Source organism: Streptomyces sp. 3N207, assembly GCF_052246355.1.
Classification (GTDB): Bacteria; Actinomycetota; Actinomycetes; order Streptomycetales; family Streptomycetaceae; genus Streptomyces.
Genome location: NZ_JBQQBV010000028.1, coordinates 56,619 through 73,375, shown reverse-complemented (window position 1 = coordinate 73,375; position 16,757 = coordinate 56,619). Strand labels below are relative to the sequence as shown.

The 16,757-nt window shown below is 71.1% G+C and carries 13 protein-coding genes; 4 read left to right on the top strand and 9 right to left on the bottom strand.

The window, feature by feature from the left end; all coding sequences use genetic code 11:
- Nucleotides 1-113: 113 nt before the first annotated feature.
- Entirely contained in the window at nt 114-1,691 is a 1,578-nt protein-coding gene (locus ACTWP9_RS31475; protein ID WP_443249723.1) for a PP2C family protein-serine/threonine phosphatase, read from the top strand.
- A gap of 105 nt (nt 1,692-1,796) precedes the next feature.
- Here the strand turns inward: ACTWP9_RS31475 and ACTWP9_RS31470 are convergent, their stop codons facing one another.
- Nucleotides 1,797-3,377 (bottom strand): DNA-binding protein NsdB, encoded by a 1,581-nt coding sequence (locus ACTWP9_RS31470; RefSeq protein ID WP_443249722.1) that lies wholly within the window; start codon nt 3,375-3,377, stop codon nt 1,797-1,799.
- A gap of 248 nt (nt 3,378-3,625) precedes the next feature.
- Between ACTWP9_RS31470 and ACTWP9_RS31465 the strand changes: the two genes are divergently transcribed.
- Together ACTWP9_RS31465 and ACTWP9_RS31460 are read left to right on the top strand one after the other, a co-directional pair.
- A complete protein-coding gene (locus ACTWP9_RS31465) occupies nt 3,626-4,828 on the top strand; it encodes an aminoglycoside phosphotransferase family protein (RefSeq protein ID WP_443249721.1) in 1,203 nt (400 codons plus the stop codon).
- A gap of 232 nt (nt 4,829-5,060) precedes the next feature.
- Nucleotides 5,061-7,124, top strand: a complete 2,064-nt coding sequence (locus tag ACTWP9_RS31460) for an N-acetylmuramoyl-L-alanine amidase (RefSeq protein WP_443249720.1) — start codon at nt 5,061-5,063, stop codon at nt 7,122-7,124.
- 57 nt (nt 7,125-7,181) lie between these two features.
- Here the strand turns inward: ACTWP9_RS31460 and ACTWP9_RS31455 are convergent, their stop codons facing one another.
- The 6 genes from ACTWP9_RS31455 to ACTWP9_RS31430 form a co-directional block, all read right to left on the bottom strand.
- The gene (locus ACTWP9_RS31455) at nt 7,182-7,679 is read right to left on the bottom strand and encodes a hypothetical protein (protein WP_443249719.1); all 498 of its coding nucleotides are present in this window, start codon (nt 7,677-7,679) and stop codon (nt 7,182-7,184) included.
- 412 nt (nt 7,680-8,091) lie between these two features.
- Nucleotides 8,092-8,310, bottom strand: a complete 219-nt coding sequence (locus tag ACTWP9_RS31450; protein WP_019356239.1) for a DUF397 domain-containing protein — start codon at nt 8,308-8,310, stop codon at nt 8,092-8,094.
- Nucleotides 8,311-8,541: 231 nt separating this feature from the next.
- On the bottom strand, nt 8,542-9,711 hold the full coding sequence (locus ACTWP9_RS31445) for a thiolase domain-containing protein (RefSeq protein WP_443249718.1): 1,170 nt from the start codon (nt 9,709-9,711) through the stop codon (nt 8,542-8,544).
- Nucleotides 9,708-10,847, bottom strand: coding sequence for a thiolase domain-containing protein (locus ACTWP9_RS31440; protein ID WP_443249717.1), 1,140 nt, complete (start codon nt 10,845-10,847; stop codon nt 9,708-9,710). The genes ACTWP9_RS31445 and ACTWP9_RS31440 overlap by 4 nt, the downstream gene beginning before the upstream one ends.
- A complete protein-coding gene (locus ACTWP9_RS31435) occupies nt 10,844-11,809 on the bottom strand; it encodes a Zn-ribbon domain-containing OB-fold protein (RefSeq protein WP_443249716.1) in 966 nt (321 codons plus the stop codon). The genes ACTWP9_RS31440 and ACTWP9_RS31435 overlap by 4 nt, the downstream gene beginning before the upstream one ends.
- A gap of 51 nt (nt 11,810-11,860) precedes the next feature.
- Nucleotides 11,861-12,661 carry a crotonase/enoyl-CoA hydratase family protein gene (locus tag ACTWP9_RS31430; RefSeq protein ID WP_443249715.1) on the bottom strand — a complete coding sequence of 267 codons (801 nt, stop codon included), beginning with the start codon at nt 12,659-12,661 and terminating at the stop codon, nt 11,861-11,863.
- 239 nt (nt 12,662-12,900) lie between these two features.
- On the opposite strand from ACTWP9_RS31430, the gene ACTWP9_RS31425 reads away from it, so the two are divergent.
- A complete protein-coding gene (locus tag ACTWP9_RS31425) occupies nt 12,901-14,604 on the top strand; it encodes an acyl-CoA synthetase (RefSeq protein WP_443249714.1) in 1,704 nt (567 codons plus the stop codon).
- Here ACTWP9_RS31425 and ACTWP9_RS31420 read toward each other — a convergent pair.
- Both ACTWP9_RS31420 and ACTWP9_RS31415 read right to left on the bottom strand, forming a co-directional pair.
- On the bottom strand, nt 14,567-15,271 hold the full coding sequence (locus ACTWP9_RS31420) for an alpha/beta fold hydrolase (RefSeq protein ID WP_443249713.1): 705 nt from the start codon (nt 15,269-15,271) through the stop codon (nt 14,567-14,569). The genes ACTWP9_RS31425 and ACTWP9_RS31420 overlap by 38 nt on opposite strands.
- Before the next feature lie 17 nt (nt 15,272-15,288).
- The gene (locus ACTWP9_RS31415) at nt 15,289-16,740 is read right to left on the bottom strand and encodes an amino acid permease (protein WP_443249712.1); all 1,452 of its coding nucleotides are present in this window, start codon (nt 16,738-16,740) and stop codon (nt 15,289-15,291) included.
- Nucleotides 16,741-16,757: the final 17 nt, after the last annotated feature.

The window sequence follows — 16,757 nt, the reverse complement described above, 5'->3', positions numbered from 1 at the left end:
CCGCATCGACATATGACAGCAGCACCACCGCATCGAGTGTGGCCGAATCCCTTACGGTCAGTCGCGGGCTGTGCCACAGTCGTAACCGACTCTCCCCCGTATCGGAGCTCTCTATGGCTTCCCACCTCCATGCGGACCGCTCATCACCGCAGCCGCCGGACCGCGGCACACTGGACGCTTTGATCACCCAGGCACGCACCCTGCGCGGCGGCCTCGACGCCGTGCGACGAGGCGCGGGAAGAAGCGGGAGCGAAGGGGGCGAACCGGACCCTGGGGTCTCGGGCGCGGACCCGCGCACACGGTGGCAGCGCGCGCTCTGCGAGCTGGCCGTGCACCAACTCGACGACCTCGGCAGCCAGCTCGACCAATTACGAGAGGGCATGCCTCCCGAGGCCCCCCGGGCGTGGCCGTCCGCCGACCAGCCGCCCGGGAAGGCGACGGCGGAGACGTCCGGCGCGGCATACGGCACCGCCGTATCGCCCGGCAAGGGACCCGCCTCCGAGCTGGTCGGCCGGGTCGGCAGCGCGGAGTGGAACCTGCTGACGGACGCGGTGTCCTGGTCGCCCGAGCTGTACCGGATCTTCGGCAGGACCGCGGAAGACGGCCCCCTCTCCCTGGACGAGCTGCCCTCCTGGGTGGTCCCGGAGGACCAGACCTCGCTCACCACCGCGTTCACCGGCTGCCTGGTGGACGGCAGGGCGATCGACCAGGAGTTCCGTCTGGTACGGCCCGACGGCGCGGCGCGCACGGTCCACATGGTCGGCGAGCCGGTGCTCGACGACGTCGGGGGCACCGCCTCGATGTGGGCCGTGGTGCGGGACGTCAGCGAACTGCGGCGCAGCGAGCACGCGGTGCGCGAGACGCGGGACTCGCTCCAGCACGAACGGCACATCGCACAGACCGAACGCAGGCTCGCCGTCGAGCTGCAGGAAGCCGTGCTGCCGCCCTGGCGCGGCTCCCTCCGGTTCCCGCACGGCGACGAACGGACCACCGGCGCACTCGACCTGGCCGCGCACTATCTGCCCTCCGCTTCCAGCGCGTTGATCGGCGGCGACTGGTACGACGCGATGGAACTGCCGGACGGAGCGACGCTGCTGACGGCCGGCGATCTGACCGGGCACGGAGTCACCGCGACCTCCGGCATGGCGATGCTGCTGGGCGCCGTCCGCGGGATGGCGCTGGCCGGGGTGAAGCCGGGCGCCCTGATGGGGCATCTGAATCAACTGCTCGACTCCTCGGCTCAGCCGTCCCTGGGCAGCGCCCTGTGCTGTCGCTACGAACCGCGCTCGTGCACCCTCACCTGGGCGCAGGCGGGCCACCCGCCGCCGCTGCTGTTCCGGGACGGCGTCGGAAGGGTGCTGCGGCGCCCGGAGGGTGTGCTGCTGGGCGTCACCTCCGGGGCGACGTACGGGCAGCGCACCGAGCAACTGGAGCCTGGCGACCTGCTGGTGCTGCACACCGACGGGCTGGCGCCCGACGACGCTCCAGGGACACCTCCGGGCCGCACGACAGGCGAGGGCGCACCCCGCCAGTCGGCGCTGCACGCGGGCAGCGTCCGCATGCTGGGCCTCGCCCCTCGGTTCGGCGCGGCCGGCTCGGCGCAGGAGTGTGTCCGGGCCGTCGCCGAGGAGTTCGCCGACAGGGAGCGCGAAGACGACGCCTGCGTCCTGGTCGCCCGCGTGACCTTGTGACGCAGTCCCAGCCCGGATGTGTAAGCCGGTGACGTAAACCGGTGAGCCGGAGCGACCGTCAGGGCCCCTCCAGCTCACTCCAACTGCTCCCGCGTCACCGGGGCCTTACACGGACCTGGCCCCCTTGGGCCCTGTCCCCTTGGGGCCCCGCGCACCGCGGATGTCCCGGACGTCGCCGGGTGCGCGCTGCAACTCGTCGGCATCCTTGAGGCCCCGGCCGCTCCGGGAGGGCTTCGGTGCCCGGGGCAGCGCCTCCTGGATCTCCGCGCGCAGTTCCTCGATCTTTCCGTATTTGGCGTACTTGCCGGTGAGCCGGTACATCTCCCGCAGCCGGTCCCAGGTGCGGTGCGAGGAGTTCTCGTTGATGGACAGCAGGGCGAGGCGGGCGTAGCGGTCGGCCTGCTCCGGGTCGTCGGAGATGAAGCAGGCCGAGGCCATCGAGATGTAGTCGAAGATCTGGGAGCGCTGCCGCCCCTCCTCGCGGAGCGCCAGCGCCCGTTTGGCGTGCTGCTCCGCCGTCCGCGCAGCGACCGGCTCATGGTCGGCGAGCGTACGGAAGGCCAGCGCCTCCATGCCGTGCAGATCCGCCTCGTCGAACATCTGCATCCAACTGGGCGGCGGCACATCGCCTTTGTCCGAGGCGAACAGCTCCTCGGCCCGGCCCAGGGTACGGCGCATCTCCTGGCCCCGGCCCATGGATGCCTGCGCCCACGCCTCGATGGTGCTGAACATCGCCCGGGTGCGGGGCAGGGCTTCATGGCCGGACCCGGACTGGGCGAGCAGCACCAGGTCGAGGGCGTCGTCGGGACGGCCCAGGTGCACCATTTGCCGGGCGGCGCGGGAGAGGGCCTCGCCCGCACGCGGCCGGTCGCCGCCCTCCCGCGCCGCGTGCGCGGCGATGATGAAGTACTTCTGGGCGGTGGGCTCCAGTCCCACGTCGTGCGACATCCAACCCGCGAGCACCGCGAGATTGGCGGCGACGCCCCACAGACGGCGTTGCAGATTCTCGGGGTGGTGGTAGGAGAGCATGCCGCCCACCTCGTTGAGCTGGCCCACCACGGCCTTGCGCTGAAGGCCGCCACCGCGGGCGGCATCCCAGGCGCGGAAGATCTCGACGGAGTGCTCCAGCGCCTCGATCTCCTGGAGCCCCACCGGGGCCGCCTCGTAACGGTCGTAGGACGAGTGGCCGGCCGGGACGGCGTGGGCCCCTCCCCCGGCGCTCTGCGCGGAGGCCCCGGCGGGGTCCGCGCCGAGCCAGTTGTGCATGGCACTGGTGAGTGCCGATCCTGCGGCGAGCGCGGCGCCCGCACCCACCAAGCCGCGTCGGTTGAGCATGAGGTCCATTCCCGTGAATTCGGTGAGGACCGCGGCGATCTGCCCGGACTGCAGGGGCAACCCTTCGACGGGTTCCCCCTGAGCTGTCTGTCCCGGCCTGGTGAACCCGAGGTCCTCGATGGTCACGACACGGCCGAGTCGCTCGGTGAACAGGGACGCCAGCACTTTGGGCACCGGGTCGCGCGGAGTCTCCCCCGTATCGATCCAACGCCGCACCCGTGAGGTGTCCGTCGCCAGTTGCGCGTACCCCATCGCCGCCGCGTGCCGGTTGACCAGCCGGGCGAGCTCGCCCTTCGACCAGCCGGCGAGGGCGAAGAGGTCCGCGAGGCGTGCGTTGGGTCCCTTTTTCACGTCAAGCCCCCAGGTTCTCGGCTGAATTGACAGTAGCTTCCGTACGACGCGGTACGGCGGCCCCGAGAGCATTCGCCAGGGTTCGCCAGGGTCCGCCAGATGGTGTGCCACCCGCGCCCCGGTGTCCTGTAGGAACGCGCCACCCCGGTCGTTCTGTCCGGCCCCGCATTCCCCAGGGTGCTCAGGTCCGGGCGGACAGCCGGGGCGGCGCGGAAACCCGTCGGCACACGAAGGGATCTCGCGCGCCCATGTATTCAGCACCATCCCCCGTGTCCGTGCAGCGCCGGCCGCGTGCGGCCCCTGCGCCGCAGCCATACGGAAGGGGCCCGGCTGTGCTGGCTCCCGATCCGTCGCGCGATCCCGTGCGCGTACCGGGCCCCTCCGGGCCGTACACCGGCGCACGCATGGATCTTCGCGCGCCCGGTACCGTGTCCCAACCCGTCAGCGGGAGGCTGGACTTGTCCGGCCCGCAAGGCGCGCAGCTCCGTGCCGCCATCGCCTCGATCCACCGGATCTGCCCGGAGTTCACTCCCGTCCAGCTGCTCCGCAGGCGGGGACGCTCGGTACTGCTGGCCGGCGCCGCGGGCCGCAACACCGTGATCGCCAAGTGTCTGCTGGACCACTCCCCCGCATGGGCCGAGCGTTTCCAGCACGAAATAGCGGCCTACCGGGCCTTCGTGCGGCACCGTCCGCCCGTGCGGACCCCGCGGCTGATCGCGGCCGACCCGGACACCTGCACACTGGTGATCGAGCGGGTGCCCGGCAGGGTGGCGGCGGCGCAGCGGCACCCGTTCGAAGCCCCGCCGCGTGCGGATCTGCGGGCCGTGATCGGTTCGTTCCGCCGGATCAACCAGTGGGAGCCGCCGCCCTCGATGTTCCAGCGCCCGCTGGACTATCCGGTGCGGTTGACACGCTTCCACGAGCAGGGGCTGCTGACCGACCGCGATCTGGGCGACTTGCAGAAACTGCTGCACGGACTGGTGCAGTCCGGCCGTCCCGGCGGCAGGCGCGGTGTGGCCTGGCAGTTCTGCCACGGGGACGCCCTGCTGACCAACGTCATGCTGGGTCCGACAGGCCCCTCACTCGTCGACTGGGAGCACGCGGGCTGGTATCTGCCCGGGTACGACCTGGCGTCGCTGTGGGCGGTGCTCGGGGATGCCCCACTGGCGCGCCGTCAGATCAGCCAGCTCGCACAGGCGGCCGGGCCCGCAGCGCGGGACGCCTTCCTGGTGAACCTGATGCTGATCCTCACCCGGGAGATCCGCACCTACGAGATGGCGGTGCAACGCACCATGCGGGAATCCTCCCCGCAGGCGGCGGCAGAGGCCGCCGCCGCGGTCCGGGCGGGTGGGATCCCGACGGGCGAGGAGCAGCGGCTGCTGCTGCGCAGGTTGCACGACGACTGCGCGACAGCGCGGAAGGCGGTACGCGCTGCGGTCGGCACCCGTTGAACCCGGCTCGGCCACCCGTCCGGGTATGCCATCGGCGGCGTCACCGGTCTGACCGGTGACGCCCCGGGTGTCCGGCACGCCTTGCGGCCAGGACGAGGTGCGCTGTTGTCCTCCGTTGCCGCGCCGGAAACCACCCACCGCACGGCATGATTGACGGATCGTCGGCCAGTGGGTACGTCTGAGGACTGCTCGCGCACGTGATCCCACGGCGCACCAGTCCGAGGAGGCGGCATTGCCACGTTCCTTCCGTGACCCCGACAGCACCCCTGCCGACGACGGCCGCAGCGACAGACGCCGCAGACGCGGCGACAAGCGCGGCGACAGACGCACCGCGGGACAGGCCACCGGACGTTACGTCCGCCGTGCGGTGGTCGGTGCGGCGGCAGCAGCTCTTGTGGTTCCGCTGCTGGCGGCCAGTACGCAGGCGACCGCGGACCAGCCCGGCCACGACGCGCTCCAGCAGCAGTTCACGGCTGCCGCCGACCGATACCACGTACCCGAGAAGCTGCTGCTCGGCGTCTCGTACCTCCAGTCGCGCTGGGACGCGCACAAGGGGGCGCCCAGCGTCTCCGGCGGCTACGGCCCCATGCACCTCACCGATGCCCGCACGGCGCTGGCCTCGTCCCGGCAGCGGGGACACGGCGGTACGGAGGACGCCAGGGGCGACAGCGCCCGTCCCGCCCGCGTCGCCCGGGAGGCCGCGAAGCCACAGCTGAAGGGGAAGCCGCCGGCCCGGCTGCGGACGCTGGAGCGCGCCGCACAGCTGACCGGGCTCTCCCCCGCCCGGCTGCGCTCCTCGACAGCGGCGAACGTGCGAGGCGGCGCAGCGCTGCTGGCGGACGCGCAGCGGCGGCTGGGACATCCGCTGAGCGCCGATCCGGCCGACTGGTACGAGGCCGTGGCCACGTTCCCGGGCGGCGGTCGGGGCAGCCCGAGCTCCACGGCGTTCGCCGACGAGGTGTTCGGCGTACTGCGCACCGGCGAGCACCGCACCACCGACACCGGCGAGACCGTCACCCTCGGGGCCACGCCGAAACTGCGTACCCCGCAGCCGTCCGACCGGGCACGCCGCGCCGACGGCGGAGCGGAGTGCCCGCGGAGCGTGGACTGCGAGTGGTATCCGGCGCCGTACGAGAAGTGGACCGACGACAACGGCGAGGAGGACTACGGCAACCACGACAAGGCGCGGCGGCCCGAGTCGCAGAAGATCGACTACATCATCGTCCACGACACCGAGGCGACGTACGAGACGACCCTCGATCTGGTCACCAACCCCAAGTACGTCTCGTGGAACTACACGCTCCGGTCGTCCGACGGACATGTGGCGCAGCACGTGCGCAACAAGGACGCCGCCTGGCACGCCGGTAACTGGTACGTCAACTCCAAGTCGGTCGGGCTGGAGCACGAGGGGTTCCTGACCGACCCCGACGCCTGGTACACGGAGGCGATGTACCGCAGTTCGGCGCGGCTGGTGAAGTACCTGGCCGAGCGGTACGACATCCCGCTGGACCGGCAGCACATCCTGGGCCACGACAATGTGCCGGGGTCGACCACGTCCGGCATCAAGGGCATGCACACCGACCCCGGGCCGTACTGGGACTGGCAGCACTACTTCGCGCTGATGGGCAAGCCCTTCGCCCCCAAGGCGGGACCGGCTTCGGGCGTGGTGACGATCCGGCCGACCTACGACGAGCACAAGCCAGTGTTCACCGGGTGCGAGTCCGCGGGCAAGCCCTGCCCCGAGCACGGCTCCTCCGCCGTGCGGCTGCACCAGGCGCCGGACGCCTCCTCGCCGCTGGTCAAGGACATCGGGCTGCGGCCTGACGGCTCGCCCTCGACCACGGGAGTGAACGACACCGGTGCGCGGACGACCACCGGTCAGCAGTACGCGGTCGCGGACCGGAAGGGGGACTGGACGGCCGTCTGGTACCTCGGCCAGAAGGCGTGGTTCCACAACCCGACCGGCCGGCCGACCGCCGTCCCCGGGCAGGGCACCGTGATCACACCCCGCGCCGGGCGTGACGAGATCCCGGTGTACGGACGCGCCTATCCGGAAGAGGCCGCGTACCCCAAGGACGTGCCGGTACAGGCGCTCTCACCGCTGCCGTACAAGGTCCCGGCCGGACAGCGCTACGTGGCGGGCCTGAAGACGCCGGGCGCGTACTTGTACGCCGCCACATACGACCCCGACGCGAAGAACTTCCAGGTCGTGCGGGGCAAGCAGCGGTACTACCAGATCCAGCTCGGTCACCGGGTGGCGTTCGTGAAGGCGGAGGACGTCCGGGTGCTCCGCTGACCGCGCGAGGGCGGCCGGCGCTCGTGCCTGCCGCCCTCGCTCCGTGCGGTTACCGGCTCACTGCTGGAACATCTCGGCCGGCAGCGGCTTGAGGAGCGCGTACAGGTCGTTGGTGATGGGCCGGTCCCAGCTTGCGATGGTGACCAGCACGCCGTCACTGCGGTCGAACTGGACGCAGGAGATCCGGTCTTCGGACAGCTTGATACGGCGCACGATCAGCAGGTTGTCCTCGTGCATCACCGGGTCGTCCTCGGTGCCGACGACCTCGACGTGCTCGTCGTTCTCCAGCGCGGAGAGCAGCTGCGCCACCTCGAACGGCACCTCGCCCTCGGCGACGTCCCGCGCCGGGGAGCCCTCCGGGAGATTGCCGATGATCATCGCGGGGCCGCGTCCGCCAAACAGGTCATAGCGGAGGAAGACGCCCTGACAGCTGCCGTCCGGCGCGGGCAGCAGGCCCGCGCCGAGATTCCCCGGCCAGTCGGACGGGTCCATGGCCAGGACATCGAAGTCCGGGCCTGCGGGCACGGCGGCGCTGCGGCGGCGGAGGAACGACATGCCGCAATAGTACGTGGCCCCCGATGATCGCCCCCAGTCAGTGCCCCGTTACCGCGGGCCCGCGGGATTTCCCGGCAGCAGCAGCGGGACAGCGAGGCGGCGGGGCACTTGCGTGGCCGGAGTGCGGCCGGAGGATGCGGGCCAGGGCCAGGTCGTCACCGTGCAGGCCCGCGCGCTCGCAGGGCCGCGGTCCCGCAGCCCTCGCCGTCTCCCGCGCTTCCCCCGCTTCCGCCGTCGTCCCCCGCGTCGCTCCTCGGGCGGATGCGCGGAACTTACGCCTGCAGAAGCGGCGCGTACGCGGAGAAGACGGGAAGCACGAAAAGCCGGTACCGGAAGCGGCGCACAGCCCAGGGCCCGGGACCGCGCCCTGCTGCTTCGGCGGGCCGGAGCGCCGGTGGGCGGTCGGGGCGCGTTACGTCAGATCGAACTCGCCCTCGCGCGCCCCGCGCACGAAGGCTCGCCATTCGCCCGGATCGAAGATGAGCGCGGGCTTGTCGGGCTGGCGGCCGTGCCGCATCGCCACGAACCCCTCGACGAAGGCGATCTCGACATCGCCGGTGCCCCGGCTGCTCGACTGCCACTGCGCCCGGCTGAGGTCGAGTTCGGGCTGCCCGATGGTGCTGTCGGCCACGCTGGTACTCCTCTCGGTCGACGTCGTCCCGGCGCCACCCTAACCACGCCCCGGGCCGCTCGGACAGGGCGCGGCAAGGGGAAAACGGACCGGGAAAACGAGGGGGACGCGCCCCGTCAGGGGCGCGGGGAACTGCGCGAGCAAGCACAGGGAATCCGCAGCCTGCGGACGATGGGCAGGGGCACCCCCTCCCCAGAGCAACGGCGGGGGGCAAGCACTGCATGACAAGCCCTAACCGCATGGTGGCTCGTCGGCGACCAGCCACATGGCGAAGAACTGCGAACCGCCCCCGTAGGCATGCCCGAGCGCCCGGTGCGCGCCCGGCACCTGGTGTGCGCCCGCCAGGCCGCGCACCTGGAGTGCGGCCTCGGCGAAGCGGAGCATGCCGGAGGCGCCGATGGGGTTGGTGGACAGTACGCCGCCGGAGGGGTTGACGGGCAGATCGCCGTCGAGCTCGGTCGCGCCGGACTCGGTCATCTTCCACCCCTCCCCCTCCTTGGCGAAGCCGAGGTTCTCCAGCCACATCGGCTCGTACCAGGAGAAGGGAACGTACAGCTCCACGGCGTCGATCTCGCGGCGCGGCTCGGTGATGCCCGCCTGCCGGTAGACATCGGCGGCGCAGTCGCTGCCCGCGCGCGGTGAGACGGCGTCCTTGCCCGCGAAGAGAGTGGGTTCGCTGCGCATGGCGCCGCCGTGCACCCATGCGGGCGGACGCGAGGCGCGGGCGGCACCGGCGCGGTCGGTCAGCACCATGGCGCAGGCCCCGTCGGAGGAGGGGCAGGTCTCCGAGTAGCGGATGGGGTCCCACAGCATCGGCGAGGAGCGCACCTTCTCCAGAGTGATGTCCTCCTCGTGAAGGTGTGCGTACGGGTTCTTCAGCGCGTTGCGGCGGTCCTTGTAGGCGACCAGCGCACCGATATGGCCGGGGGCCGAGGTGCGGTGCATATAGGCGCGGACGTGCGGCGCGAAGAATCCGCCGGCGCCCGCCAGCAGCGGCTGCTGGAACGGCACGGGCAGCGAGAGGCCCCACATGGCGTTCGACTCGGACTGCTTCTCGAACGCGAGGGTCAGCACGGTGCGGTGCACGCGTGCCGCGGCCAGGTTGGCGGCGACCAGCGCGGTACTGCCACCGACGGAGCCGGCCGTGTGCACCCGCAGCATGGGTTTGCCGACCGCGCCGAGCGCGTCGGCCAGATACAGCTCGGGCATCATGACGCCCTCGAAGAAGTCGGGGGCTTTCCCGATCACCACGGCATCGATGTCGGCCCAGCCCAGCTCGGCGTCCTCCAGCGCCCGTGTTGCCGCTTCCCGCACCAGCCCCGCCAGGGAGACATCGCGGCGCGCCGAGACATGCTTGGTCTGGCCGACGCCGACGACGCCGACGGGCTCTTTGCCGCTCATGCGTGCTCTCCTTCGGCTCCGCCGTCGTCGGATTCCAGGACATCGGACTCCAAGACCGCGACGAGGTTCTGCTGGAGGCACGGCCCCGAGGTGGCGTGCGCGACCGCGCGGCCGGCCTCGCCCCGGGACACGCGTGTCGCGGCCTCGCCGATCCGGACCAGCCCGGCGGCCATGACGGGGTTGGCCGCCAGCGGGCCGCCGGAGGGGTTGACTGCGGTGTCCTCGCCGAGGCGAAGCGCCTTGCGCAGTACGACTTCCTGGGAGGTGAACGGAGCGTGCAGTTCGGCGATGTCCGGTGGCGGCGCCCCGGGGTCGAACAGTCCGGCACGCTCGGCGGCCAGCCGGGTGGAGGGCGAGTCGGTGAGATCGCGTACGCCCAGGCCGTGCGGGTCGATCCGGTGGTCCATGCCGCTGATCCACGCGGGGCGCCGGGCCAGACGGCGCGCGGTGTCCCCTGCGGCGAGCACCACGGCGGCGGCGCCGTCGGTGACAGGCGGGACGTCGTGCAGCCGCAGCGGCTGCGCGAGGTAGGCGTTCTCCAGCAGGGCGTCGGCGCCGGGCGAGCCGCCCAGTTGGGCGTAAGGGTTGTCCTCGGCCGCGTTCCTGCTGCGTGCGGCGATCCCGGCCAGCTCCCGTTCGTCGGTCTCACCGGCGTCGATCAGGGCGCGGGCCTGGAGCGCCGCGAGCGAGGGGGAGTCGGGCCACAGCGGGGCGAGGTAGTACGGGTCGAGCTGCCGGGTGAGGACCTCCGGGAGATCGCCGGCGGAGGACTTGCCGTACGAGTACACCAGTGCGGTCTCGGCCTCGCCCGTGAGGATCTTCACCCACGCCTCGTAGAGCGCCCAGGCGCCGTCCATCTCCACGTGCGACTCGGAGATCGGCGGCCAGGCACCCACCCCGTCCAGCGCCATGGTGAAGGAGAAGGCTCGCCCTGCCAGGTAGTCGCAGGAGCCGGAGCAGGTGAAGTCGTTCTCTCCCGCCGACAGCCCTGTCCGGTCGAGCACTTCGCGCAGCACCGGCATCAGCATCTCGACCTCGGAGAGGTTCTCCGCCGCGCGTACGTGCGCCGTCTGTGCGAAGGCGACGACGGCGACATCCCTGCGCCCTCCGCGGCTGTGCCCCGCTCGGCTCGTCACAGCAGCTCCTTGTACGACTCGTAGTCGGCGTCGGGCTCGCCGGTGGGCCGGTAGTGGTCCGGATAGCGTCCGCCCTCGGTCCATACGGGCTCGACGCGCAGGCCCATGCGCACCTGGTCGTAGGGGATGCCGGCGATACGGCCGTGCAGTGCCAGCCCGGCACCGTCGAGGGCGATGTGCGCGTAGACGTACGGCACCTCGATGTCCAGGCCCTTGGCCTTGATGTTGACCACGCAGAAGGTGGTGACGGTCCCGCGCGGGCCGACTTCGACCTGCTCCCCGGTCGGCACCCCGCAGGTGGGGCAGGCACCGCGCGGCGGAACGTACACCTTGCGGCACTGCGGACAGCGCTCGCCCAGTGTGCGGTGCTCCGCCAGTGCGTTGAGGTAGCGGGTCTGCGCGCGGCCGGGTGTGTAGGTGTAGTCGAGGCGGGCCTCGGCGACGATGCCCGTCACCGGGTCGGCGAACTCACCGCTGTGCGGCTCCGCGCGGTGGTCGGGGGCGCTGGTGTCGTCGGGCTCGAAGCAGGCGATGTCCGTGATGGCGCCGCCGCGCTGTTCCGCCCAGCGGATACGGACGCGCATGCCGGTGCGCACCGAGCCGGGACCCCCTGGCGCGTCCAGCGCGTGCAGGAGGGCGGTGTCGGCGCCGTCGAGCCGGACCAGCACCCATGCGAAGGGGTGCCGGAGCGGCTGTCCTCTGCGCGGGGTGGCGTTCCACGACCAGGTGGTGACGGTGCCGGTGCTGCCCACCTCCACCAGGTCGCGGATCTCCTCGGCGGTGACGGGGTCGTACTCGGTGGGCGGTACGAGGGTGCGGCCGTCCGACGATTTGACGCCGAGGACCGTCCGTTCGCGGAGGCCGGTGAGGAAGGCGCTCTGGACGGGGCCGAGGGAGCGCGTGAAGGGGAACTCGACTACCAGGGGTGCGCTGAGCGCTGCCTGTGAGGCTGCCGCATTCAAGGGTGGGTACCTCTCCGTCGCTGGCTGAGGCAGGTCGGCGGGCGGGAGTTCTCACTCCCGGCGGAACCGGGGCTCCCGCTTCTCCGCGAAGGCGCGGGCGCCCTCTTTGGCGTCCGCCGTGTCGAAAAGGGGCCAGCCGCGCTTCAACTCGGCGGCCAGTCCCTCCTGTTCCGTCATGGCCGCCGTCTCGTAGACGGAAGCCTTCACCGCCTCGACGGCCAACGGGCCGCAGGCGTTGACGCGTTCCGCGATCTCCAGTGCCGTCTCCAGCGCAGCGCCGTCGGGTACGACGCGGCCGATCAGCCCGATACGTGCTGCTTCCTCGGCGTCGTACGGGCGCCCCGTCAGCAGCATCTCCAGCGCGTGCGTACGCGGGATCTGCCGTGGCAGGCGTACCGTCGAGCCGCCGATCGGGAACAGGCCGCGGCGCACCTCGTAGAGGCCGAAGACGGCGCTCTCGCCCGCGACGCGGATGTCCGTACCCTGGAGCATCTCCGTCCCGCCCGCCACACAGTGCCCCTCGACGGCCGCGATGACGGGCTTGCGCGGCCTGTGGTGCCGCAGCATCGCCTTCCAGTGCAGGTCGGGGTCCTCGCGCAGCCGCTCGCGGTAGTGCTGCCCGGTCATGCCGTCACCGGCGAGGGCCTTGAGGTCCATGCCGGCGCAGAAGGTGCCGCCCGCGCCGGTGAGGACGACGGAGCGGATCGCGTCGTCCGCGTCGGCCTCCAGCCAGCCGTCGTACAGGCCGACGAGCAGCGGCAGGGAGAGAGCGTTCTTGGCTTCGGGACGGTTGAGGGTGAGCACGAGGGTGGCACCCACGCGCTCCACGGTCAGATGTTCGGTGCCGCCCATCGCGGATCCTCCCGTCTGCGGGCCGCCTCAGGACCTGGAACAGGTTGCAGTAATGCCGCGCGGAGTTCAAGAGGTTTCTGACACAGCGTCATATTTCTGCCGCCCAAGCCCTTCCCGTCTCCGCTTGCCGGTGCTCTGATGACGCCGAAGACACCAGTACGCGAGCAAGCACGGGGGCGCACGCCGGACGAGCACATACGCGAAACGAGCACGCCGGGCCAGGTATGGAGGAGCGCGCCGTGGAGTACAACCTTGCCGACCTGTTCGAGTCGATCGTCGACACGATCCCGGACCGCGAAGCACTGGTCTACCTGGATCACCCCGGTACGGGCACCGAACGCAGGCTGACCTACGCCGAGCTGGAGCGCGCGGCCAACCGGCTCGCGCACCACCTGACGTACGCGGGCATCGCACCGGGCGACCATGTCGGGCTGCACCTGTACAACGGCGTCGAGTACGTACAGACCCTGCTCGCCTGTCTGAAGGTCCGCGCCGTCCCGGTCAACGTCAACTACCGCTATATCGAGGACGAGCTGAGCTATCTGTACCGGGACGCCGACCTGAAGGCGCTCGTCTTCGACGGCGAGTTCACGGCGCGGGTGGCCGCCGCGGCACCGGGTGCCCCGAAGCTGCGCCACCTCGTGCGGGTGGGGGGCCGGCCGCGCAAGAGGCAGCCCGGGCCGGACATCGCGCTCACCGTCGCTCCCATCGGCGTCGCCGAGTTCGCCGAAGCGGAGGCGGCACAGTCACCGGACCGCGACTTCGGTCCGCGCTCCCCGGACGATCTGTTCCTCATCTACACCGGCGGCACCACGGGACTGCCCAAAGGGGTGATGTGGCGCTCCGAGGATCTGTTCTTCTCCGGGCTCGGCGGCGGCGCACCCACCGGCGAACCCGTCTCCCGGCCTGAGGAGTTGGCCCAGCGGGTCACGGCCGGCGGCGAGGGGCTGGTGTTCTTCCCCACTCCCCCGCTGATGCACGGCACCTCCACGCTGACTCTCTTCATCGGGCTCAACTACGGCCAGAAGGTGGTGCTGCACCGTAAGTTCGTACCCTGTCAGGTGCTGCGCACCGTCGAGCGCGAGAAGGTGACAGCACTCTCGCTGGTGGGCGACGCGATGCTGCGGCCGCTGGTGGACGCGCTCGGCGGACCGTTGCGCGGCACCGACTGCTCGTCCCTGCTCGTGGTCTCCAGCTCCGGGGCGATCCTCTCCGAGACGGTGCGGGAGCAGTTCATGGCGCTGGTGCCGCACACCACGCTCATCAACAACTTCGGCTCCTCCGAGTCCGGGTTCAACGGCACCGCGACGGCGGACTCCGGCCCGGCGAAGGGCTTCCGGATCACCGTCAACGACCGCACCGCCGTGGTCGACCCGGCCACCCGCCGGCCCGTGCCGCCCGGCGAGGTCGGCCGCCTCGCGCAGCGCGGGCACGTGCCGCTCGGCTACTACAACGACCCCGCCAAGAGCGCCGAGACGTTCTTCGAGGCCGACGGCGCGCGCTGGGTGCTCCTCGGCGACATGGCCACCGTCGATGCGGACGGGGTCGTCACTGTGCTGGGGCGGGGCTCGCAGTGCATCAACACCGGGGGCGAGAAGGTCTACCCCGAGGAGGTGGAGGAAGCCCTCAAGTCCCACCCCGACATCTACGACGCGCTCGTCGCGGGCATCCCCGACGAGAAATGGGGTCACCGCGTCGCAGCCGTCGTCCAACTGCGGGATCCGGCCTCGCCGCTGACCGCCGAGGGAGTACGGGACCATGCGCGGAAGCGGCTCGCGGGGTACAAGGTGCCCCGCACCGTCGTGCTCACGGAGCACATCCAACGGTCGCCCAGCGGCAAGGCGGACTACCGCTGGGCGCGCCGCACGCTCCAGGAGGGGTCGGAAAAGAGGGGCGGCGGGAAGATCAGCTCTCCGTCAGAAAATCCAGCACCGCCCTGGTGAATTCCATCGGGCGGGCCTCATGGACCAGGTGCCCCGCGCCGTCGATGGTCAGGACGCGGGCCTGCGGAATGCGGTCGGCCATCAGATGCAGGTCCTCCTGCGGGAGGTGGCTGCGCTCGCCGCCGCCCACCAGCAGAGAGGGCGCGGTGATGGACGGGAGCCGGTCCCACCACCGCGGGTCGGGGTCATTGCGCTGCCGGGTCCACTGGACCTTGACCTCCCAGTCGAAGAGCGGGGTGCCCGGCGGCGGTTCGGGCACCTCCTGCGGCGGCCGCACGGGCCGCATGGCTCCGGTCTCCTCCAGCACGAGGCTGACCACCCGCTCCGGGTACTCCTGGGCGAACAGATAGGCGACGACGGACCCGAAGGAGTGGCCGACGAGGATCGCCTTGTCGATGCGGAGTTCGTCCAGGAACCCGCGCAGATCGCCGACGAAGTCGTCCATGCCGTAGCTGCCGGGCCAGTCACTCCCGCCGTGGCCCCGCAGGTCGAGCGCGTGGACGGGATGCGCGCCGGCGAGCCCCGAGATGAGGGGGCCGCGCCAGTCCTCGCCGTCCTCACCGAGGCAGTGCAGCAGGACGACGGGGACGCCCTCGCCGACACCCCAGGAGCGATAGCTCAGCCGGATGCCGCCCGTGCGAACCGTCTGCGTACCGTTTTCGCTCATACGGGGGACCGTACCCGCTATTCGTCCTTCTTCCCGGGAGAGGGCGGCCAGGTGTCGGTGGGCCGCCTGGCCAGCTCGGATTTGCGGTAGGAGTAGCCGAAGTACACGATCAGGCCGATGAGGAACCACACGGCGAAGCGCAGCCATGTCTCCGCAGTGAGATAGGTCGTCAGCCAGATCGAGAAGACCACGCCGAGCGCCGGGGTGACGGGCATACCGGGGACCTTGAAGGTGCGCGGCAGGTCTGGCCGCCGGTACCGCAGCACGATGACCGCGATGCAGACCACGACGAAGGCCAGCAGAATGCCGATGTTCGTCAACTCGGCAGCCTCCTGGATGGGCAGCAGGCCCGCGATGCCGGCGGAGACGACGCCGACGATCCAGGTGACGCGGACCGGCACATGGCGTACCGGGTCGGTCTTGGCGAACCACTTGGGCAGCAGCCCGTCGCGGCTCATGGAAAACCACACCCGGGTGACGCCGAGCATGAAGGTGAACATCACGGTCAGGATGCCGATGATGGCGCCGACGGCGATGATGTCGGCGATTCCGCTGAGCCCGACGGACTTGAAGGCGGTGGAGAAGCCGCTGGCGGGGTCGATGTCCTTGTAGTTCTGCATGCCGGTCAGCACCAGGGAGGCGGCCACGTACAGGACCATGGAGATGGCCAGCGAGTAGATGATCGCCTTGGGCATGTGCTTCTGGGCGTCCGTGGACTCCTCGGCCGCCGTGCTCATCGCGTCGTAGCCGAAGACGGCGAAGAAGACGGTCGCCGCGCCGGTGAAGGCACCGGAGAGGCCGTACGGGAAGAACGGGTGCCAGTTGCCGGTCTTGACGTGGAAGACGCCGACGCCGATCACCAGCAGCACGACTGCCACCTTGAGGCCCACGACGATCATCTCGAAGCGCGCCGCGCTCTTGATGCCCCGGGTGAGCAGGTAGGCGATCAGCAGGCACAGCACCGCGGCGAACAGGTCCACGCGGTGCCCGTCCCCGGTTCCCGGCGCACCCAGCATCCAGGCGGGCAGATCGATACCCGTCTCTCCGAGGAGGAAGGAGAAGTAGCCGGAGATGCCGATGGCCACCACCGCGACGATGGCGGTGTACTCCAGCAGCAGGTCCCAGCCGATGAACCAGCCGGCGAGCTCGCCGAGAACGGCGTAGCCGTAGGTGTAGGCGGAGCCCGCCTTCGGGATGAGCCCGGCGAACTCGGCGTAGGAGAGCGCCGCGCACGCGCTGGCCAGTCCGGCGACGAGGAAGGAGATCAGCACGGCGGGGCCCGCCTTGCCGTTGGCGACCGTTCCCGCGAGGCTGAAGATGCCGGCTCCGATGATGCCGCCGATGCCGATCGCGGTCAGATGCCGCAGGGCGAGAGTGCGGACGAGCTGCGCTCCGGCTGCCTCGGTCTCTTCGATGTGCTCGATGGGTTTGCGGCGCAGTACACCCTCGCCGCTCCAGAGCCCGGCCATGGGTCCTCCTGACGTTG

Coding starts and splice junctions, on each gene's coding strand:
- ACTWP9_RS31465 (WP_443249721.1), top strand. CDS start 3,626: ATGTATTCAGCACCATCCCCCGTGTCCGTGCAGCGCCGGCCGCGTGCG.
- ACTWP9_RS31445 (WP_443249718.1), bottom strand. CDS start 9,711: ATGAGCGGCAAAGAGCCCGTCGGCGTCGTCGGCGTCGGCCAGACCAAG.
- ACTWP9_RS31415 (WP_443249712.1), bottom strand. CDS start 16,740: ATGGCCGGGCTCTGGAGCGGCGAGGGTGTACTGCGCCGCAAACCCATC.
- ACTWP9_RS31455 (WP_443249719.1), bottom strand. CDS start 7,679: ATGTCGTTCCTCCGCCGCCGCAGCGCCGCCGTGCCCGCAGGCCCGGAC.
- ACTWP9_RS31420 (WP_443249713.1), bottom strand. CDS start 15,271: ATGAGCGAAAACGGTACGCAGACGGTTCGCACGGGCGGCATCCGGCTG.
- ACTWP9_RS31430 (WP_443249715.1), bottom strand. CDS start 12,661: ATGGGCGGCACCGAACATCTGACCGTGGAGCGCGTGGGTGCCACCCTC.
- ACTWP9_RS31475 (WP_443249723.1), top strand. CDS start 114: ATGGCTTCCCACCTCCATGCGGACCGCTCATCACCGCAGCCGCCGGAC.